Source organism: Escherichia sp. MOD1-EC5433, assembly GCF_002966005.1.
Taxonomy (GTDB): Bacteria; Pseudomonadota; Gammaproteobacteria; order Enterobacterales; family Enterobacteriaceae; genus Escherichia; species Escherichia ruysiae.
In genome coordinates, this window is the sequence record NZ_PTRL01000001.1 from 875,802 (window position 1) to 896,395 (window position 20,594).

A 20,594-nucleotide genomic window follows, 5' to 3' on the forward strand; every position below is an offset into this window, starting at 1 on the left:
CTGTTATTGTGTACAGTATAAACTGGTTTTATATACAGTAAAGAGGCTGGCGTAAAATTAGAATAATTTTTTTGACCAGCCGAGCTTGGTACTTAATGTGTTGAAATAGCTGTAATCTTTCGGATGAATCAGATTCAGATGGTAATCACAGCGCCGAATCAGGACATCTTCACCTTCCTGAATCGGCAGTGCTATTTGACTGTCGCAACTGATTTCCAGGTCGTTACGGCGATGCGAAAAACGCAGGCGGATCGTGCTGCTGCTGTTTATGACCAGTGGTCGCGCTGACAGCGTATGCGGGAACATGGGCACCAGGGTAATCGCATCCAGAGAGGGTGTCAGAATCGGGCCACCCGCCGACAGAGAATAGGCGGTAGAGCCTGTAGGCGTCGAAATAATCAGTCCATCGGAACGCTGAGAAAACGCAAAGATCTCGTCGATGTACACTTCGAACTCAATCATATGCGCCACTTTGCCAGGATGTAGTACCACTTCATTAATCGCGGTGCTGATGCGTTTCTGGCAATCTTGCTGGCAGACCTGCGCTTCCAGCAAAAAACGTTTCTCGCTGATGTAATGACCTTCCAGCACATCGGCTAATTGTTGCTGGGCGTTATCGGGATCAAGGTCGGTCAGGAAACCCAGGTTACCACGGTTGATGCCGATGACTTTAATGTCGTAGCGCGCGAGTGTGCGCGCTGCGCCCAGCATATTACCGTCGCCACCAACGACTACCGCGAGATCAGCCAGTTGCCCAATCTCCGCGAGCGTGCCAGTTTTCACATTCTTCAGTTGTAGTTCGTGAGCGATTTGCTGCTCGACGATGACCTCGTAACCTTTTGTGCACAGCCAGCGGTAGAGCATTTCATGTGTTGTCAATGCAGTAGGGTGCCGTGGGTGTCCCACAATGCCAATACACTTGAAATGATTATTCATTTTTCCGAGGTCCTTGTTGCGAAGATTGATGACAATGTGAGTGCTTCCCTTGAAACCCTGAAACTGATCCCCATAATAAGCGAAGTTAGCGAGATGAATGCGAAAAAAACGCGGAGAAATTCATGAGTAGTAAAGAACAGAAAACGCCTGAGGGGCAAGCCCCGGAAGAAATTATCATGGATCAGCACGAAGAGATTGAGGCAGTTGAGCCAGACGCTTCTGCTGAGCAGGTGGATCCGCGCGATGAAAAAATTGCGAATCTCGAAGCTCAGTTGGCTGAGGCCCAGACCCGTGAACGTGATGGCATTTTGCGCGTAAAAGCGGAAATGGAAAACCTGCGTCGTCGTACTGAACTGGATATCGAAAAAGCGCATAAATTCGCGCTGGAAAAATTCATCAACGAATTGCTGCCGGTGATTGATAGTCTGGATCGCGCGCTGGAAGTGGCTGATAAAGCTAACCCGGATATGTCTGCGATGGTTGAAGGTATTGAGCTGACGCTGAAGTCGATGCTGGATGTAGTACGTAAGTTTGGCGTTGATGTGATTGCCGAAACGAATGTACCGCTGGATCCGAACGTGCATCAGGCTATCGCAATGGTGGAATCTGACGACGTTGCGCCGGGTAACGTACTGGGCATTATGCAGAAAGGTTATACGCTGAACGGTCGTACGATTCGCGCGGCGATGGTTACTGTAGCGAAAGCAAAAGCTTAATTAATGTTTTCGTAATAAATTACGGCCCGGCATGTGAATGCTGGGCCGTTTTCGTTACTCCGCCACACTCTCGCGCAGCGGTTTCACAGGAAAAACTTTTACCTGCTTAATCATATTGTCCTGTACGTCGAGAATATCGATATCGTACTCGCCAATACGCACGCGAGTGCCTGCGACAGGAATCTCTTCCAGTGCCTCAAGAATGACGCCATTAACCGTGCGAGCATCATCTTCTGGCAGATGCCAGTTAAAGGCTTTGTTGATTTCTCGCACGTTGGCTGTGCCATCAATAATCACCGAACCGTCGTTTTGCGGCGTCACTTCTTCAGCAAGCGTTGGCGACATCGACGTGGTGAAATCACCGACAATCTCTTCCAGAATATCTTCAACCGTCACCAGTCCCTGAATATCGCCGTATTCGTTGACGACCAGGCCGACTTTCTTTTTATTGCGTTGAAATTTAACTAATTGCGTACTGAGCGGCGTGCCTTCCGGCACAAAATAGATTTCGTCCGCAGCGCGTAGCATGGTTTCTTTGGTGAACTCTTTTTTCTCCGACATGAGCCGCCAGGCTTCACGCACACGCAACATGCTGATGGCGTCGTCCAGCGAGTCGCGGTACAGCACTATGCGCCCGTGAGGAGAGTGGGAGAGCTGGCGGAGAATCGATTTCCAGTCATCGTTGATATCGATGCCGATAATTTCACTGCGCGGCACCATGATGTCATCGACGGTCATTTTTTCCAGATCGAGTACCGACAGCAGCATATCCTGATTGCGGCGAGAAATTTGTGAACGTGATTCGTGCACAATGGTACGCAACTCTTCTTTGCTTAAAGAGCCGCTGACCACGATATCAGTTTTGATGCCCATCATGCGCATTAACATGCGGGTGATAGCGTTCAGTAACCATACCAGCGGCATCATCAAAATTTGCAGCGGTGCTAACAGAAAACTACTCGGATAGGCGACTTTTTCCGGGTACAGCGCGGCGATAGTTTTCGGCAATACTTCGGCAAAAACCAGCACCACGAAGGTCAGCACGCCGGTCGCAATTGCTACACCTGCATCGCCATACAAACGCATCCCGACAATGGTGCCCAGTGCGGAAGCGAGAATATTGACCAGGTTATTGCCGATTAATACCAGGCTTATCAGGCGGTCTGGTTTGCGCAGTAATTTTTCGACCCGTTTAGCCGAACGATTACCCTGCTTCGCCATGTGCCGCAGGCGATAGCGGTTGAGTGTCATCATTCCGGTTTCGGAGCCGGAAAAATAGGCTGAAATGACCACCATGATGATCAGAATTATGATCAACGTGGTAGTAGATATGTGTTCCAGGGGAAACTCCTTTTCTGGTTTAGCTGATTAACTGCTGGACAATTCGGCTGCCGAAGTAGGCCAGTGTCAGAATGACCGCACCCGCGACGTTAAACCAGACGACGCGGCGTCCACGCCATCCTTCATGATAATGCCCCCACAGCAGCACAATATAGACAAACCACGCCACGATAGAGAGCACAGCCTTGTCGATATTTTCCATGCTAAATAAGTTGTGCATGTAGAACAGGCCGGTACAAAGAGTGAGCGTTAACAGCACCACGCCAATTTGCGTGATGTGGAACATTTTACGCTCAATACTCATCAGCGGAGGCATTTCCTGATTAAACGCCAGCTTCTTGTTCTTCAGTTGGTAATCAATCCATGCCAGTTGCAACGCGTACAGGGCCGCAATAATCAGCGTGGCATAGGAAAAGAGCGATAAGCCAATGTGCACCAGCATTCCTGGCGTCGCTTCCAGATGGGTGATGTATTCATTGGGCATGAAGGTCGCCAGCGCCAGATTGATGAGCGCAAAGGCATAAACAATCGGCAACAGCAGCCAACCACGGTTACGTGAGGCCACGATGGTCATTACCGTACAAATCATCAGGCTGACCAGCGAACCGACATTCAACAGGCTAAGGTTTTGTCCGCTATCGCCGCTTGGCAAAATGCGGGCTTCAAGAGCGATAGCGTGGCAGACCAGCGCGATGACCGCAGAAATAATAGCCATTCGCCGCCAGCCGCCGTTTTTTTGCAGCAGACCGGGAACAATCAGCGCGAGACTGACGGAGTAGGCGACGAGCGCGAGCAGAGCAAAAACGGGCATAGTGATGTCGACAGTTTGAGCAATGAGAAAGAAAAGCAGTATAGCGTCAGGTGAACGCTGCTCCAACCGTTGCATAACAACAAAGACGCCTTCATGTTATACTGCGGCAAAATACAGATGATGTGTCGCGATTGCGGCCAACCGTTTCCACCCCAGGCGAGAGACAATGTTTGATAATTTAACCGATCGTTTGTCGCGCACGCTGCGCAATATCAGTGGCCGTGGACGCCTTACTGAAGACAACGTTAAAGATACGCTGCGCGAAGTGCGCATGGCGCTGCTGGAGGCGGACGTCGCTCTGCCGGTAGTGCGTGAGTTTATCAATCGCGTAAAAGAGAAAGCGGTTGGTCATGAAGTTAATAAAAGCCTGACGCCGGGGCAGGAGTTCGTCAAAATCGTCCGTAACGAGTTGGTTGCGGCGATGGGCGAAGAGAACCAGACCCTGAACCTGGCTGCGCAACCGCCTGCGGTGGTGCTGATGGCGGGCCTGCAAGGTGCCGGTAAAACAACCAGCGTGGGTAAACTCGGTAAGTTCCTGCGCGAGAAGCACAAGAAGAAAGTGCTGGTGGTTTCTGCCGACGTTTATCGCCCGGCGGCAATCAAACAGCTTGAGACGCTGGCTGAACAGGTAGGCGTCGATTTCTTCCCTTCAGATGTTGGTCAGAAGCCGGTTGATATCGTTAACGCGGCGCTGAAAGAAGCTAAGCTGAAATTCTACGACGTGCTGCTGGTGGATACCGCCGGTCGTCTGCACGTTGACGAAGCGATGATGGACGAGATCAAACAAGTCCACGCGTCGATTAACCCGGTTGAAACCCTGTTTGTGGTTGATGCCATGACCGGTCAGGATGCCGCCAATACGGCGAAAGCATTCAATGAAGCGTTACCGCTTACCGGCGTAGTGTTGACCAAAGTGGACGGCGATGCGCGTGGCGGTGCGGCGCTTTCTATTCGCCATATTACCGGCAAGCCTATCAAGTTCCTCGGTGTTGGCGAGAAAACAGAGGCGCTGGAGCCGTTCCATCCGGACCGCATCGCGTCGCGTATTCTCGGCATGGGCGATGTTCTTTCGCTGATCGAAGATATCGAAAGCAAAGTTGACCGCGCGCAGGCAGAGAAATTAGCCAGCAAGCTGAAAAAAGGCGACGGCTTCGATCTTAACGATTTCCTTGAGCAGCTGCGCCAGATGAAAAATATGGGCGGCATGGCCAGCCTGATGGGCAAACTGCCGGGTATGGGGCAGATCCCGGATAACGTGAAATCGCAAATGGACGATAAAGTGCTGGTGCGTATGGAAGCCATCATCAACTCGATGACGATGAAAGAGCGCGCTAAGCCAGAAATCATCAAAGGTTCGCGTAAACGCCGTATCGCTGCCGGTTGCGGTATGCAGGTACAGGACGTTAACCGTCTTCTGAAGCAGTTCGACGACATGCAGCGCATGATGAAGAAAATGAAGAAGGGCGGAATGGCGAAGATGATGAGAAGCATGAAGGGTATGATGCCGCCGGGGTTTCCTGGTCGCTAATCGGCCTGGCTTGTTTGCCATTTTTGCACCGGGGTGTGCTCGTCATCCTCATGTACTGCGTGTACGCTCCGGTGACTGCGCGCACTCCGGCACCAAACTGGCTGCACCGCCGACGGCCTTTTACAGCAGAGTTAGCAACTGTTGATTGCAATTTCTGCAAAAATGAGTAAAATTTTCGGGCTTTTAATATGACACCGGACTCCGTTCCTCGATGGGGTCCGGTTGTTTTATTCACACAAGAGGATGTTATGGTAACTATTCGTTTAGCACGTCACGGCGCTAAAAAGCGTCCGTTCTACCAGGTTGTTGTCGCTGACAGCCGTAATGCACGCAACGGTCGCTTCATCGAGCGCGTTGGTTTCTTCAATCCAATCGCTAGCGAAAAAGAAGAAGGCACCCGCCTGGATCTGGATCGCATCGCTCACTGGGTTGGCCAGGGCGCAACTATTTCTGATCGCGTTGCTGCGCTGATCAAAGAAGTAAACAAAGCAGCTTAATCTGTCACGGTGGTCATGATGAGCAAACAACTCACCGCGCAAGCACCTGTTGATCCCATCGTTTTGGGAAAAATGGGTTCGTCTTACGGTATTCGTGGGTGGCTCAGAGTGTTTTCTTCCACCGAAGACGCCGAAAGCATTTTTGACTATCAGCCCTGGTTTATCCAGAAGGCGGGTCAGTGGCAGCAAGTCCAGCTGGAAAGCTGGAAGCACCACAATCAGGATATGATCATCAAGCTGAAAGGCGTTGACGATCGTGATGCGGCGAACCTGCTGACGAATTGTGAGATTGTCGTGGATTCATCGCAGCTGCCTCAGCTTGAAGAGGGCGACTACTACTGGAAAGACCTGATGGGCTGCCAGGTAGTGACCACTGAAGGCTACGATCTCGGTAAAGTCGTCGACATGATGGAAACCGGATCTAATGACGTTCTCGTCATTAAGGCAAACCTGAAAGATGCGTTTGGTATCAAGGAACGTCTCGTACCGTTCCTCGATGGGCAGGTTATCAAGAAAGTCGATCTCACTACTCGTTCAATCGAAGTAGATTGGGATCCTGGTTTTTAAACCACCGGATAAACGGTAAAAGACGGCGCTATGTGGATTGGCATAATTAGCCTGTTTCCTGAAATGTTCCGCGCAATTACCGATTACGGGGTAACTGGCCGGGCAGTGAAAAATGGCCTGCTGAGCATCCAGAGCTGGAGTCCACGTGACTTCACGCATGACCGGCACCGTACCGTGGACGATCGTCCTTACGGCGGCGGACCGGGGATGTTAATGATGGTGCAACCTTTACGGGACGCCATTCATGCAGCAAAAAGCGCGGCGGGTGAAGGCGCTAAGGTGATCTATCTGTCACCGCAGGGGCGCAAGCTTGATCAAGCGGGCGTCAGCGAACTGGCAACGAATCAAAAATTGATTCTGGTGTGCGGTCGCTACGAAGGTATAGATGAGCGCGTGATCCAAACCGAAATTGACGAAGAATGGTCAATCGGCGATTACGTTCTCAGCGGTGGTGAGTTACCAGCAATGACGCTGATTGACTCCGTTTCCCGGTTTATTCCGGGCGTACTGGGTCACGAAGCATCAGCAACGGAAGATTCCTTTGCTGAAGGATTGCTGGATTGCCCGCACTATACGCGGCCTGAGGTGTTAGAAGGGATGGAAGTTCCGTCAGTGTTACTGTCGGGCAACCATGCCGAGATACGTCGCTGGCGTTTGAAACAGTCGCTGGGTCGTACCTGGCTTAGAAGACCTGAACTTCTGGAAAACCTGGCTCTGACTGAAGAGCAAGCAAGGTTGCTGGCGGAGTTCAAAGCGGAACACGCACAACAGCAACATAAACATGATGGGATGGCGTAAGCCCCCGAAATATCAGTTTACCCAGGATAAGAGATTAAATTATGAGCAACATTATTAAGCAACTTGAACAAGAGCAGATGAAGCAGGACGTACCTTCCTTCCGTCCGGGTGATACCGTGGAAGTGAAAGTATGGGTTGTTGAAGGTTCCAAAAAACGTCTGCAGGCATTCGAGGGCGTGGTTATCGCTATTCGTAACCGCGGTCTGCACTCTGCATTCACTGTTCGTAAAATTTCCAACGGCGAAGGCGTTGAGCGTGTCTTCCAGACTCACTCTCCGGTAGTTGACAGCATTTCTGTCAAACGTCGTGGTGCTGTTCGTAAAGCTAAACTGTACTACCTGCGTGAGCGTACTGGTAAGGCTGCTCGTATCAAAGAGCGCCTCAACTAAGATTTCGCTTAAGCGACATCCTGTTAAGAAGGGCTGGCCAATTGGCTGGCCCTTTTTTTATCTATTGAAATTGCGTTTACGGTGCACTAATCACCACAGCGACGCGACGGTTCTCAGCGCGACCCTGTGCTGTCTTGTTACTTGCAATAGGATATTTTTTCCCTAAACCCTGAGTAGTGAGATTACTGCGCGGAATTTGCCCACCCTCAGCCCAGGCATCGGCGACGACATTCGCTCGCTTCAGTGATAAGGCTTCGTTGTAGCTATCTTCACCATAGTTATCGGTGTGACCATCCATACGGGCGTGTGTTAGCCCGGTAGAGGTCAGTTTTGCCGCCATGGTCTGGATTTGTTGCTGACTTTCCGGAAGCAGTTTGTAGTCATTTTTAGCAAACAAAATAGTGTCGGATAAGCCAAGCGACCAGTCACCTGCAGATTCAGTAAAACCATAAGACTGCATAGCAGCGACTTGCTCTGGGGTGAATTTGCCTTGTGGAGTCTGGCAACCAGCCAGTATCAGAGTGGAGAAAACCAGAGGTGCTACCAGTTGCTTTATCATGTAGATATTTCCTTGTTATTTCACCAGCTTTTCGGCGCGCTGATGTTTGGCCTGATACATATTACGATCGGCAAGCTCTTGTAATTTTTCCGCAGAAGCGTGTTCGCGAGTCAGAGCGTATCCAATACTTAAGGTCATACTGGTCTGGTGACCGTTATGGAGATCGAATGGGCGATGAAAGGTTTGTGTGAGAGCTGTACAGATACGCTGTACTTCATATTCTGACAGTACGCCATACAGAATCATGGCGAACTCATCGCCTCCTATACGGTACGCTTGATGCCGTTTCCCGCTAAATTCCATTAACCGTGTTGCTATCTCGATCAAGACCTGATCGCCCGTCGCGTGACCCCATGTGTCATTGATATATTTAAAATTATCGCCATCAAGAAAAAGTAAGGCTGAGGTTTCCCGAACGGTAGAATCACTCATTAACGTATTGATGCAGTTGCGAAATGCTGCGCGGTTAGCCAGGCCGGTTAACGGATCATGCAGGGCAGTACGTAAGAGTTGCGCATTTTTTGCCTGTAAACGAAGCTGCCACTCTTCCATTTCATCCAGCAGACTATTGAAGTCGAGAGCAAAGCGGTGAAATTCTTCGATACGCTCTTCCGAAACTCGTCGGGAAAAATTGCGGTTAGATCGCACATCATGAACTACATCAGTAATGTTTTTTAGCGCCTCCACCAGTCCGTTATGCAAATGGCGGGTGAGGGTGATTGCAATGCCTGATGCCAGCAGAATACAACCGGTAAGCACAGCGAGTGAAAACCAGATGAAATGGCTGATTGAACTGTCGCGAGCGGTTAAATGGACTTCGCCGATGATTTTTCCATTGTGGCGAATGGGCTGAATTACCGGTGCGGGAAAGAGCCAGTGGCTAATGAAATTACTGAATCTATCTCCCGGTTCTCTGGCTGTGTAGTGCCAGGATGCAATGATATTTTGCTGATTATCACGTACTTCAGCGGTTGAAAATTGACCTTGCTGCCCCAGCGCGGCCAGGGTTTCTGTCGCTGCCGGACCATCGGCAAAAACGACCGCTGCTTCCAGACTATAAGTCATGGTTGCTGCGGTGAGCGCCAGATTTTTTTGCGTATATTGTTTCAGGGTCAGTACCGACGTCACGGAAAGCAGCAGCCAGATCAGCGTCATGGTGATAAAGATGCTGGTCATGCTGATGTTGCGTAATGCTCTTTTAAACGTTGGTCGCTTATTAAGAGAATTATCGTTATCCATCTTTTTTCTTCCGAGCGAGCATTAAGACATCCGGGTTGACCTTTACACCACTACGCGATAAGGCATCCAGGTTTACGGCAAATCTGACATCATTATTGTTGATGATCAGACAAAAGGCGCTGCCAATAATGCACTCTGCATTTTGTTCGGCAATTAATAATAACGCCTTAGACGGATATTGTTTGATTAATTCCATCTGGAATGTCGGTGATTCGTTGCCAAAATAAAAACCATTGCAGTCTGAAATCAGTGCTTCTTGTTTGCTGTGAATGATGACGGGCAGATAAGGTAAAGAAGTCGCGCCATTATCTTGCAGGGCGGTACTAAAACGTGAAGATGAAAAAATACATAGCTTTGGCGGGCCAGATAACGCTGGCCAGCGAGTGTAGCTGACAATACCGGAAACCATCAGGCGCACATTTTTCGCAGCGTCAGTGGTTTCCTGAGCAAGTAATGGTGCGCTCGGCAGGAGGGAAATCAGCAGTAAAAACAGCCGGTGAGAAAAACGCATTCAGGGATCCTCACCACCGTCGCTCGAAATGCATCGATAATTTTTTCAGAATACTTATTAAAATATCATTCTTTTATGCGGGCGTCATCACGATGAGAATTAAAGTTTTAATGAGTTAAATCTTATGATTAATTTGTTGATGGCGCTCCGGTTAATTTAATCGCATCGTGCTGGCATTTTCCTCTGCTCCTTTTTGCCATACTTCATGTAGTTGGTTGGCATTTTCAACATTGTTGCAGCTGGCAGGGAAACTTTTACCGGAAAGCCCTCGGGCATAAGTAAAGTCGGTTTGGCAGGTTTTCTTTTGTCCTTCGGCATATCCTTTAAGGTATACCTCCCGATCAGCCTGTGAATCGCTAAATGTATCGCGATCTTTTATGGCAATACCTGATATTGCATCTTCCATACCAACATCATACCAGTCGGTGCTGGTTAAGTTTGGCGCGTGAGTATAAGGATCAATCTGGCAACCACAAACCACTAAAGCCAACAAGGGACCGATAAATTTTTTCATCATTTTCTCTCCTTTTTCAAAGCATAGCGGATTGTTTTTAATGAGGGTGTAAATTTATTTATACGAATTTTGAGGCTTTTAGCTTATTAAAATTGCATGTGTAAAGTAATGTTTACGAAATATGGATTGAAATCTTTACTTGTTGTGTTATCGTTACGTCATCCTCGCTGAGGATTGACTATCGCAAACGAGCATAAACAGGATCGCCATCATGAAAAAAGACGCGCTGAATAACGTACACATTACCGACGAACAGGTTCTGATGACCCCGGAACAGTTGAAGGCAGCTTTTCCATTAAGCCAGCATCAAGAAGCCCAGATTGCTGATTCGCGTAAAACTATTTCAGATATTATCGCCGGGCGCGATCCTCGTCTGTTGGTAGTTTGTGGGCCTTGCTCCATTCATGATCCTGAAACCGCTCTGGAATATGCTCGTCGATTTAAAGCTCTTGCCGCAGAGGTCAGCGATAGCCTCTATCTGGTGATGCGCGTCTATTTTGAAAAACCCCGTACTACCATCGGCTGGAAAGGGTTAATTAACGATCCTCATATGGATGGCTCTTTTGACGTAGAAGCCGGCCTGCAAATCGCGCGTAAATTGCTGCTTGAACTGGTGAGCATGGGGCTGCCGCTGGCGACAGAAGCGTTAGATCCAAATAGCCCGCAATACCTGGGCGATCTGTTTAGCTGGTCGGCAATTGGCGCTCGTACCACGGAATCGCAAACGCACCGTGAAATGGCATCCGGGCTATCTATGCCGGTTGGTTTTAAAAACGGCACCGACGGCAGTCTGGCAACGGCAATTAACGCCATGCGCGCTGCCGCTCAGCCACACCGTTTTGTTGGTATTAACCAGGCAGGGCAGGTTGCGTTGCTACAAACTCAGGGGAATCCGGACGGACATGTGATCCTGCGTGGCGGTAAAGCGCCGAACTACAGCCCTGCAGATGTCGCGCAATGTGAAAAAGAGATGGAACAGGCGGGACTGCGTCCGTCTCTGATGGTAGATTGCAGTCACGGTAATTCCAATAAAGATTATCGCCGTCAGCCTGCGGTGGCAGAGTCCGTGGTTGCCCAGATTAAAGATGGCAATCGTTCAATTATTGGTCTGATGATCGAAAGTAACATCCACGAGGGCAATCAGTCTTCCGAGCAACCGCGCAGCGAAATGAAATACGGTGTATCCGTAACCGATGCCTGCATTAGCTGGGAAATGACCGATGCCTTGCTGCGTGAGATTCATCAGGATCTGAACGGGCAGCTGACGGCACGCGTGGCTTAAGAGGTTTATTATGGTTGCTGAGTTGATCGCGTTACGCGATCAAATTGATGAAGTCGATAAAGAGCTGCTGAATTTATTAGCGAAGCGTCTGGAACTGGTTGCTGAAGTGGGCGAGGTGAAAAGTCGCTTTGGACTGCCTATTTATGTTCCGGAGCGCGAGGCATCAATGCTGGCCTCGCGGCGCGCTGAGGCGGAGGCCCTCGGCGTGCCGCCGGATCTGATTGAAGATATCCTGCGTCGGGTTATGCGTGAATCCTACTCCAGTGAGAACGACAAAGGGTTTAAAACGCTTTGTCCTACGTTGCGTCCGGTGGTTATCGTCGGCGGTGGCGGTCAGATGGGGCGCTTGTTCGAGAAGATGCTGACCCTCTCGGGTTATCAGGTGCGGATTCTGGAGCAACATGACTGGGAACGAGCGGCTGATATTGTTGCCGATGCCGGAATGGTGATTGTCAGTGTGCCTATTCATGTGACCGAACAGGTCATCGCCAAATTACCACGTTTACCGCAAGACTGTATTCTGGTCGATCTGGCATCGGTGAAAAATGGACCGTTACAGGCCATGCTGGCGGCGCATGATGGCCCGGTGCTGGGGCTTCACCCGATGTTCGGCCCGGACAGCGGCAGTCTGGCGAAGCAGGTGGTGGTCTGGTGCGATGGACGCCAGCCGGAAGCATATCAATGGTTCCTGGAGCAAATTCAGGTCTGGGGTGCGAGGCTGCATCGGATTAGCGCCGTCGAACACGATCAGAATATGGCGTTTATTCAGGCACTGCGCCACTTTGCCACTTTTGCTTATGGCCTGCACCTGGCAGAAGAAAATGTTCAGCTTGAGCAACTTCTGGCGCTCTCTTCGCCCATTTACCGCCTTGAGCTGGCGATGGTCGGGCGACTGTTTGCTCAGGATCCGCAACTATATGCTGATATTATTATGTCGTCGGAACGTAATCTGGCGTTGATCAAGCGTTACTATAAGCGTTTTGGCGAGGCAATTGAGCTGCTGGAGAAAGGGGACAAGCAGGCGTTTATCGACAGTTTCCGCAAGGTGGAAAACTGGTTTGGCGATTATGCGCAACGTTTTCAGAGTGAAAGCCGCGTGTTATTGCGTCAGGCGAACGACAGTCGCCAGTAGTCATCTTGTGCCGGGGGAGACATCACCCGGCACGATTTCATCACGCCGGATCAACAGGCACTACGTTCTCACTTGGGTAACAGCCCAATACCTTCATCGAACGGGTGATTTCACCTAATTCTTTCAATGCTTTTTGCATTTCCGCTGATTCAAGATTGGCCTGAATATCCAGATAAAACATCTCTTCCCACGGATTACCGTGAATCGGGCGTGATTCCAGACGGGTCATAATCAGATTGTGGTTACGCAGTACCAGCAACGCTTCTACCAGTGCACCAGCTTGTTGTCCGGTCGCCATTAACAGCGTGGTTTTTGCCGGAACCTGGTCAGACACGTTAATCGCTTTACGTGCCAGCACCACAAATCGGGTGAAGTTTTGTCGCTGATTTGCCTCAATACGTTCCAGTACCTGTAAACCGTACAAAGTGCCGCCTGCCTCGCTCCCCAGTGCAGCAACATGCGGTGATTTTGCCTGTGCAACCTTTTCCATCGCCGCAGACGTACTTTCGGTATATTCAATCTTCCAGTGCGGGTAACGATTAAGAAATTTACTGCATTGCTGGAACGGCTGTGGATGGCTGTAGACTGTAGTGATGGTTGATAAATCTGTAGTACCAGAAACCAGCAGGCAGTGGTCGATGGTCAGCGTCATCTCGCCGACAATCGATAAGCTGGTATGTTGCAGTAGATCGTAAACGTCGTTTATGGCACCTGAGCTGGTATTTTCAATAGGTACAACGGCATAGTCGGCCTGACCCGTTTCCACCTGATTAAAAATATCGGCAAATTTTGCGCAACCGCTTTCAATAAATTGTTCGAAATGGCGGGCGGCGTACTGACGTGCGGCAAGGTGTGAATAGGAACCTTTAGGGCCGAGAAAAGCAATACGAGCTGAATGTGGATTAATTTTATTGAGATGCTGCTGGAGCAGTGCCTGCTGAGTTAATACGGAATCTTCAATGATGAGCTGGAACAGGCGAGTAATGTAATGGGCGTCCAGATGGTGCGCTTTACCGAGCGTAATTAATCTTTCCAGTAAATCGCGTTCACGATCAATATCACGTACCGGGCGATGCGAGAGCAGTTTGGCTTTTCCCACCTCGACGGCCAGTTCGCGCCGCTCTGCCAGTAACGCCAGTAATTTTTCATCCAGCGCGCTGATTTTCTCGCGCAGCGCCAGTAATGGGTTTTCCGATGTCATAGTGTTGCCTTTTTTGTTATCAATAAAAAAGGCCCCCCGGTTTGGGAGGCCTTATTGTTCGTCTTCGCATTCTGTTTCACACGACGAAACGCCTCCCATTCAGGGGAAGGTAAAAAAGAATGCGAAGAAGAACGGCGTGTGTTTCATGTTTGTTTCCTTAAGCGACTTCAGTACAGTACCTGTACTGTTTTCACGCTGTCAACAAAAAACGCGCCCGAAGGCGCGTTGGCGATACACTCAATATAAAGGACTACTCTTCTTCAACTTCTTCGACGAAGTTGGCGTCTTTCACCGATGTTGCGGCACGACGTGCTTCGCCTTTGTGCTGCAGTTTATTGAGCTGCCGTTCCAGCTTGTTGATCAATTCGTTAATTGCGGTGTACATATCTTCATGTTTACCACTGGCAACCAGAACGCCGTTAGGTGTATTGATTGTGGCGTCAGCAACGAACCCTTGTGGCTCTTTGGACAGAATGATATGTGGATTAATCAGATGTGTTTGCCATTTTTCCAGTTTGGCGAGACGGTCTGCGACATGTTGGCGGATGGCCGGAGTAATTTCCATTTGTTTGCTGGTAATGTTCATTGTCATAAATTTTACCTCTTGTCTTCCCGTCTTGGTGAATTCAGCATACCGTTCCTGATGTCAAAATATGTGATGGAAATCTCATAATTTTGTCACTTTTTGTCAACGAAGCTTTTTTGTGAGAAATCGCAGGAAGAGGTGTTTTTTTACTTGAGGAATGTCTCAAACCGAGCCATATTTGATGAGATCGGTCGCGACTAAATAGCTTCAGTCACGGTTGTTATAGAATAAAAAAACGGCAGCTTAAGGGCTGCCGTTTTGCGTCTCAGAATTCTGTTATGTATTGCTGCTATTTGCGGCGATGATTTTTGCTACTTTTTCAGCTTGTGCATTCATCTGCATCTGACGGTATGCATTTTCCATCAGCGGCAGCGCATCACGCGTAGCCTGGGTATCCGGGTAGTCGCGCAACATGCCTTCTACGCGGTTAACGACGGCAACCCATGCGCCACGTTCTGTATAGTACTCGGCAACGGAGTATTCATATTTCGCCAGGCGATCTTTCAGGAATACCAGACGTTTGGTGGCATCGGTGGTGTACTGACTGTTCGGATAGCCGCGCACCAGTTTGGAAAAGTCACTAAACGCAGCTCGTGCATGTTGAGGATCGCGATCGCTACGGTCAACGCCAAAGAACCCTTGCAGCGCACTGTCATCCAGCGCCATATTGGTCAGGCCACGCATGTACATGACATAATCGATATTCGGATGAGTCGGGTTGAGGCGAATAAAACGATCGATAGCAGCCTGTGCTAGCGGTAGATCGGCGTTTTTATAGTAGGCGTAGATGAGATCCAACTGCACCTGCTGCGAATACGGACCAAACGGATAGCGATTATCTAACGCTTCCAGTTGCGTTATTGCCTGTCTCCAGTTACCGTCCTGCAGCTTTTGTTGTGCAGTCGCGTAAATTTCATTTGGCGGATTATCAGGTACTTCTTCCTTTGACCCCGAGCAACCCGCCAAAAACAGGCTTAGTGTGGCGGCTGCCACCAGATATTTCATGCGCGTCATGACGTTTTGACTTTCCTCAAAATGTAATACGGGAGATTCTCTGTTCCTGCTCCCGGTTAAGACCAGCTACAATAGCACACTATATTAAACGGCAAAGCCGTAAAACCCCAACGATAAACGAAGAAGCAGTATATATGGCACAACGAGTACAGCTCACTGCAACGGTGTCCGAAAACCAACTCGGACAACGCTTAGATCAGGCTTTGGCCGAAATGTTCCCGGATTATTCACGTTCGCGGATAAAAGAATGGATCCTCGACCAGCGCGTGCTGGTTAACGGCAAAGTTTGTGATAAGCCGAAAGAAAAAGTATTGGGTGGCGAGCAGGTTGCCATCAACGCTGAGATTGAAGAAGAAGCACGTTTTGAACCGCAGGATATCCCGCTGGATATCGTCTATGAAGACGAAGACATCATCGTCATTAATAAACCACGCGACCTGGTAGTACATCCTGGTGCGGGTAACCCGGATGGCACGGTATTGAATGCGCTGCTTCATTACTATCCGCCCATTGCTGATGTTCCGCGTGCGGGCATTGTTCATCGTCTGGATAAAGACACCACTGGCCTGATGGTTGTGGCAAAAACCGTTCCGGCTCAGACGCGTTTAGTCGAATCTTTGCAAAGGCGTGAAATTACTCGTGAGTACGAAGCGGTGGCAATTGGTCATATGACCGCTGGCGGTACGGTGGATGAGCCAATCAGTCGCCACCCAACCAAACGTACTCACATGGCGGTACATCCGATGGGCAAACCGGCGGTCACTCACTATCGCATCATGGAACACTTCCGTGTGCACACGCGTCTGCGGTTGCGTCTGGAAACTGGACGTACGCACCAGATCCGCGTGCATATGGCGCATATCACCCATCCGCTGGTGGGCGATCCGGTTTATGGTGGTCGTCCGCGTCCGCCAAAAGGGGCTTCGGAAGCATTTATCTCCACGCTGCGTAAGTTTGACCGCCAGGCGCTTCATGCAACCATGCTGCGTCTTTATCACCCAATCTCCGGCATCGAAATGGAATGGCATGCGCCTATTCCACAAGATATGGTGGAGCTGATTGAGGTGATGCGCGCCGATTTCGAAGAGCATAAGGATGAAGTTGACTGGTTATGAGTAAGCTGATTGTCCCGCAGTGGCCGCTGCCAAAAGGTGTTGCGGCTTGTAGCTCTACCCGTATCGGCGGCGTGAGCTTGCCGCCTTACGACTCGCTCAACCTCGGCGCCCATTGTGGCGATAACCCGGATCACGTTGAGGAGAATCGCAAGCGGCTTTTTGCTGCGGGCAATTTGCCTTCAAAACCGGTTTGGCTTGAGCAGGTGCACGGTAAAGATGTGCTTAAGCTTACTGGCGAACCTTATGCTTCAAAACGAGCGGATGCCTCTTATAGCAACACGCCCGGCACGGTTTGTGCTGTGATGACTGCCGACTGCCTGCCCGTGCTGTTTTGTAATCGTGCGGGAACGGAAGTGGCTGCAGCCCATGCTGGTTGGCGTGGGCTGTGTGCTGGGGTGCTGGAAGAGACGGTTTCCTGTTTTGCTGATAATCCAGAAAATATTCTCGCCTGGTTAGGGCCAGCAATCGGTCCACGCGCGTTTGAAGTGGGGGCGGAAGTTCGCGAGGCATTTATGGCAGTAGACGCCAAAGCGAGTGCAGCTTTTATTCAGCATGGTGATAAGTATCTGGCGGATATTTATCAGCTTGCCCGCCAGCGTCTGGCGAGCGTTGGTGTTGAGCAAATTTTCGGCGGCGACCGCTGTACATTCACGGAAAATGAGACTTTCTTCTCTTATCGTCGCGACAAGACCACGGGTCGTATGGCAAGTTTCATTTGGCTGATATAACCTAAAGAATCAAGACGATCCGGTACGCGTGATTTTCTTTTCACATTAATCTGGTCAATAACCTTGAATAATTGAGGGATGACCTCATTTAATCTCCAGTAGCAACTTTGATCCGTTATGGGAGGAGTTATGCGTCTGGATCGTCTTACTAATAAATTCCAGCTTGCTCTTGCCGATGCCCAATCACTTGCACTCGGGCACGACAACCAATTCATCGAACCACTTCATTTAATGAGCGCCCTGCTGAATCAGGAAGGGGGTTCGGTTAGCCCTTTATTAACATCCGCTGGCATTAATGCTGGCCAGTTGCGCACAGATATCAATCAGGCATTAAATCGTTTACCGCAGGTTGAAGGTACGGGTGGCGATGTCCAGCCTTCACAGGATCTGGTGCGCGTTCTTAATCTTTGCGACAAGCTGGCGCAAAAACGTGGTGATAATTTTATTTCGTCAGAACTGTTCGTTCTGGCGGCACTTGAGTCTCGCGGCACGCTGGCCGACATCCTGAAAGCAGCAGGGGCGACCACCGCCAACATTACTCAAGCGATTGAACAAATGCGTGGAGGTGAAAGCGTGAACGATCAAGGAGCCGAAGACCAACGTCAGGCTTTGAAAAAATACACCATTGACCTTACCGAACGTGCCGAACAGGGCAAACTCGATCCGGTGATTGGTCGTGATGAAGAAATTCGCCGTACCATTCAGGTGCTGCAACGTCGTACTAAAAATAACCCGGTACTGATTGGTGAACCAGGCGTTGGTAAGACTGCCATCGTTGAAGGTCTGGCGCAGCGTATTATCAATGGCGAAGTGCCGGAAGGGCTGAAAGGCCGCCGCGTACTGGCACTGGATATGGGCGCGCTGGTGGCCGGGGCAAAATATCGCGGTGAGTTTGAAGAACGTTTAAAAGGCGTACTGAACGATCTCGCTAAACAGGAAGGCAACGTCATCCTGTTTATCGACGAATTACATACTATGGTCGGCGCGGGTAAAGCCGATGGCGCAATGGACGCCGGGAACATGCTGAAACCGGCGTTGGCTCGTGGTGAACTGCACTGCGTGGGTGCCACGACGCTGGACGAATATCGCCAGTACATCGAAAAAGATGCTGCGCTGGAACGTCGCTTCCAGAAAGTATTTGTCGCCGAGCCAACGGTGGAAGACACCATTGCTATTCTGCGTGGCCTGAAAGAACGTTACGAACTGCACCACCATGTACAAATTACTGACCCGGCAATTGTTGCTGCGGCGACGTTGTCTCATCGCTACATTGCTGATCGTCAGTTGCCGGATAAAGCCATCGACCTGATCGATGAAGCGGCATCCAGCATTCGTATGCAGATAGACTCAAAACCGGAAGAACTCGACCGACTCGATCGTCGTATCATCCAGCTCAAACTGGAACAACAGGCGTTAATGAAAGAGTCTGATGAAGCCAGTAAAAAACGCCTGGATATGCTCAACGAAGAACTGAGCGACAAAGAACGTCAGTACTCCGAGTTAGAAGAAGAGTGGAAAGCAGAGAAAGCATCGCTCTCTGGTACGCAGACTATTAAAGCGGAACTGGAGCAGGCGAAAATCGCCATTGAACAGGCTCGCCGTGTGGGTGACCTGGCGCGGATGTCTGAACTGCAATACGGCAAAATCCCGGAACTGGAAAAGCAACTGGAAGCCGCAACGCAGCTCGAAGGCAAAACTATGCGTCTGTTGCGTAATAAAGTGACCGATGCCGAAATTGCTGAAGTGCTGGCGCGTTGGACGGGGATTCCGGTTTCTCGCATGATGGAAAGTGAGCGCGAAAAACTGCTACGTATGGAGCAAGAACTGCACCATCGCGTTATTGGTCAGAATGAAGCGGTTGATGCGGTATCTAACGCGATTCGTCGTAGTCGTGCGGGGCTTGCCGATCCAAATCGCCCGATTGGTTCATTCCTGTTCCTCGGCCCAACTGGTGTGGGTAAAACTGAACTTTGTAAGGCGCTGGCGAACTTTATGTTCGATAGCGACGAGGCGATGGTTCGTATCGATATGTCCGAGTTTATGGAGAAACATTCGGTGTCTCGTCTGGTTGGTGCGCCTCCGGGATATGTCGGTTATGAAGAAGGTGGCTACCTGACCGAAGCGGTGCGTCGTCGTCCGTATTCCGTCATCCTGCTGGATGAAGTGGAAAAAGCGCATCCGGATGTCTTCAACATTCTGTTGCAGGTACTGGATGATGGGCGTCTGACTGACGGGCAGGGAAGAACGGTCGACTTCCGCAATACGGTGGTCATTATGACCTCTAACCTCGGTTCCGATCTGATTCAGGAACGCTTTGGTGAACTGGATTATGCACACATGAAAGAGCTGGTGCTCGGTGTGGTAAGCCATAACTTCCGTCCGGAGTTTATTAACCGTATCGATGAAGTGGTGGTCTTCCATCCGCTGGGTGAACAGCACATTGCGTCGATTGCGCAGATTCAGTTGAAACGTCTGTACAAACGTCTGGAAGAACGTGGTTATGAAATCCACATTTCTGACGAGGCGCTGAAACTGCTGAGCGAGAACGGTTACGATCCGGTCTATGGTGCACGTCCTCTGAAACGTGCTATCCAGCAGCAAATCGAAAACCCGCTGGCACAGCAAATACTGTCTGGTGAATTGGTTCCGGGTAAAGTGATCCGCCTGGAAGTTAATGAAGACCGGATTGTCGCCGTCCAGTAATGATAAAACGAGCTCTTCGGGGCTCGTTTTTGTCTATAAGTTAGACGGAAAAGACTATATTTAAGATGTTTTGCCTGAAAAATGAGCGAACGATAAAGTTTTTATATTTTTCGCTTGTCAGGCCGGAATAACTCCCTATAATGCGCCACCACTGACACGGAACAACGGCAGACAAGCCGCCGGGTCAGCGGGATTCTCCTGAGAATCCTGGCAGAGAAAAGCAAAAATAAATGCTTGACTCTGAAAGAGGAAAGCGTAATATACGCCACCTCGCGACAGTGAGCTGAAAGCCGCGTCGCAACTGCTCTTTAACAATTTATCAGACAATCTGTGTGGGCACTCGAAGATACGGATTCTTAACGTCCTCGGACGATAAATGAATACCAAGTCTCAAGAGTGAACACGTAATTCATTACGAAGTTTAATT

The 20,594-nt window shown here is 49.9% G+C and carries 22 protein-coding genes and 1 other annotated feature; of the genes, 11 read left to right on the forward strand and 11 right to left on the reverse strand.

All coding sequences use genetic code 11. The features are described 5' to 3' along the window. Nucleotides 1–57 precede the first annotated feature (57 nt). Nucleotides 58–936 carry an NAD(+) kinase gene (gene nadK / locus C3D30_RS04395; protein WP_001059169.1) on the reverse strand — a complete coding sequence of 293 codons (879 nt, stop codon included), beginning with the start codon at nt 934–936 and terminating at the stop codon, nt 58–60. A 122-nt stretch (nt 937–1,058) separates the two neighbouring features. Between nadK and grpE the strand changes: the two genes are divergently transcribed. Beyond that, a complete protein-coding gene (gene grpE, locus C3D30_RS04405) occupies nt 1,059–1,652 on the forward strand; it encodes a nucleotide exchange factor GrpE (RefSeq protein ID WP_010351929.1) in 594 nt (197 codons plus the stop codon). A gap of 54 nt (nt 1,653–1,706) precedes the next feature. Here grpE and C3D30_RS04410 read toward each other — a convergent pair whose 3' ends face one another. Then, the gene (locus C3D30_RS04410) at nt 1,707–2,993 is read right to left on the reverse strand and encodes an HlyC/CorC family transporter (RefSeq protein ID WP_010723175.1); all 1,287 of its coding nucleotides are present in this window, start codon (nt 2,991–2,993) and stop codon (nt 1,707–1,709) included. 19 nt (nt 2,994–3,012) lie between these two features. Continuing rightward, complete coding sequence (locus C3D30_RS04415) at nt 3,013–3,804, reverse strand: cytochrome C assembly family protein (protein ID WP_105286529.1); 792 nt, start codon at nt 3,802–3,804, stop codon at nt 3,013–3,015. Between the two features lie 166 nt (nt 3,805–3,970). On the opposite strand from C3D30_RS04415, the gene ffh reads away from it, so the two are divergent. The 5 genes from ffh to rplS all read left to right on the forward strand — a co-directional run bounded on the left by ffh (nt 3,971) and on the right by rplS (nt 7,583). After that, the gene (ffh, locus tag C3D30_RS04420; protein ID WP_000460035.1) at nt 3,971–5,332 is read left to right on the forward strand and encodes a signal recognition particle protein; all 1,362 of its coding nucleotides are present in this window, start codon (nt 3,971–3,973) and stop codon (nt 5,330–5,332) included. A 248-nt stretch (nt 5,333–5,580) separates the two neighbouring features. Beyond that, on the forward strand, nt 5,581–5,829 hold the full coding sequence (gene rpsP / locus C3D30_RS04425; RefSeq protein WP_000256450.1) for a 30S ribosomal protein S16: 249 nt from the start codon (nt 5,581–5,583) through the stop codon (nt 5,827–5,829). A gap of 18 nt (nt 5,830–5,847) precedes the next feature. Next, a complete protein-coding gene (rimM, locus tag C3D30_RS04430; RefSeq protein ID WP_000043335.1) occupies nt 5,848–6,396 on the forward strand; it encodes a ribosome maturation factor RimM in 549 nt (182 codons plus the stop codon). 30 nt (nt 6,397–6,426) lie between these two features. Next, a complete protein-coding gene (trmD, locus tag C3D30_RS04435; protein ID WP_105286517.1) occupies nt 6,427–7,194 on the forward strand; it encodes a tRNA (guanosine(37)-N1)-methyltransferase TrmD in 768 nt (255 codons plus the stop codon). Between the two features lie 41 nt (nt 7,195–7,235). Next, nucleotides 7,236–7,583, forward strand: coding sequence for a 50S ribosomal protein L19 (gene rplS / locus C3D30_RS04440; protein WP_000065253.1), 348 nt, complete (start codon nt 7,236–7,238; stop codon nt 7,581–7,583). Between the two features lie 76 nt (nt 7,584–7,659). Here the strand turns inward: rplS and C3D30_RS04445 are convergent, their stop codons facing one another. From C3D30_RS04445 to C3D30_RS04460, 4 genes are all read right to left on the reverse strand, one after another. Further along, nucleotides 7,660–8,142: an OmpA family protein gene (locus C3D30_RS04445; RefSeq protein ID WP_000595359.1), complete on the reverse strand. Its 483-nt coding sequence runs from the start codon at nt 8,140–8,142 to the stop codon at nt 7,660–7,662. A 15-nt stretch (nt 8,143–8,157) separates the two neighbouring features. Beyond that, entirely contained in the window at nt 8,158–9,381 is a 1,224-nt protein-coding gene (dgcN, locus tag C3D30_RS04450) for a diguanylate cyclase DgcN/YfiN (RefSeq protein WP_105286518.1), read from the reverse strand. Beyond that, entirely contained in the window at nt 9,374–9,892 is a 519-nt protein-coding gene (gene yfiR, locus C3D30_RS04455) for a regulatory sequestration protein YfiR (RefSeq protein ID WP_105285931.1), read from the reverse strand. The genes dgcN and yfiR overlap by 8 nt, the downstream gene beginning before the upstream one ends. A 151-nt stretch (nt 9,893–10,043) precedes the next feature. Next, complete coding sequence (locus C3D30_RS04460; protein ID WP_105285932.1) at nt 10,044–10,409, reverse strand: DUF2799 domain-containing protein; 366 nt, start codon at nt 10,407–10,409, stop codon at nt 10,044–10,046. Nucleotides 10,410–10,617: 208 nt separating this feature from the next. Between C3D30_RS04460 and aroF the strand changes: the two genes are divergently transcribed. Both aroF and tyrA read left to right on the forward strand, forming a co-directional pair. Then, nucleotides 10,618–11,688 (forward strand): 3-deoxy-7-phosphoheptulonate synthase AroF, encoded by a 1,071-nt coding sequence (aroF, locus tag C3D30_RS04465; RefSeq protein WP_016159571.1) that lies wholly within the window; start codon nt 10,618–10,620, stop codon nt 11,686–11,688. Nucleotides 11,689–11,698: 10 nt separating this feature from the next. After that, entirely contained in the window at nt 11,699–12,820 is a 1,122-nt protein-coding gene (tyrA, locus tag C3D30_RS04470; protein WP_105286519.1) for a bifunctional chorismate mutase/prephenate dehydrogenase, read from the forward strand. 40 nt (nt 12,821–12,860) lie between these two features. Here tyrA and pheA read toward each other — a convergent pair whose 3' ends face one another. From pheA to bamD, 4 genes are all read right to left on the reverse strand, one after another. Continuing rightward, a complete protein-coding gene (gene pheA, locus C3D30_RS04475) occupies nt 12,861–14,021 on the reverse strand; it encodes a bifunctional chorismate mutase/prephenate dehydratase (protein ID WP_105286520.1) in 1,161 nt (386 codons plus the stop codon). Between the two features lie 22 nt (nt 14,022–14,043). After that, nucleotides 14,044–14,169, reverse strand: a sequence feature (Phe leader region). Continuing rightward, complete coding sequence (pheL, locus tag C3D30_RS04480; RefSeq protein WP_001386991.1) at nt 14,121–14,168, reverse strand: pheA operon leader peptide PheL; 48 nt, start codon at nt 14,166–14,168, stop codon at nt 14,121–14,123. (Overlaps the previous feature by 48 nt.) A 102-nt stretch (nt 14,170–14,271) precedes the next feature. Further along, nucleotides 14,272–14,613, reverse strand: coding sequence for a ribosome-associated translation inhibitor RaiA (gene raiA, locus C3D30_RS04485; RefSeq protein WP_000178456.1), 342 nt, complete (start codon nt 14,611–14,613; stop codon nt 14,272–14,274). 270 nt (nt 14,614–14,883) lie between these two features. Beyond that, nucleotides 14,884–15,621, reverse strand: a complete 738-nt coding sequence (bamD, locus tag C3D30_RS04490) for an outer membrane protein assembly factor BamD (RefSeq protein ID WP_000197686.1) — start codon at nt 15,619–15,621, stop codon at nt 14,884–14,886. A gap of 134 nt (nt 15,622–15,755) precedes the next feature. Between bamD and rluD the strand changes: the two genes are divergently transcribed. The 3 genes from rluD to clpB all read left to right on the forward strand — a co-directional run bounded on the left by rluD (nt 15,756) and on the right by clpB (nt 20,167). Further along, complete coding sequence (gene rluD, locus C3D30_RS04495) at nt 15,756–16,736, forward strand: 23S rRNA pseudouridine(1911/1915/1917) synthase RluD (protein ID WP_000079112.1); 981 nt, start codon at nt 15,756–15,758, stop codon at nt 16,734–16,736. Beyond that, nucleotides 16,733–17,464 carry a purine nucleoside phosphorylase YfiH gene (yfiH, locus tag C3D30_RS04500; RefSeq protein ID WP_105285933.1) on the forward strand — a complete coding sequence of 244 codons (732 nt, stop codon included), beginning with the start codon at nt 16,733–16,735 and terminating at the stop codon, nt 17,462–17,464. The genes rluD and yfiH overlap by 4 nt, the downstream gene beginning before the upstream one ends. Before the next feature lie 129 nt (nt 17,465–17,593). Continuing rightward, entirely contained in the window at nt 17,594–20,167 is a 2,574-nt protein-coding gene (gene clpB / locus C3D30_RS04505) for an ATP-dependent chaperone ClpB (protein ID WP_002431841.1), read from the forward strand. Nucleotides 20,168–20,594 lie beyond the last annotated feature (427 nt).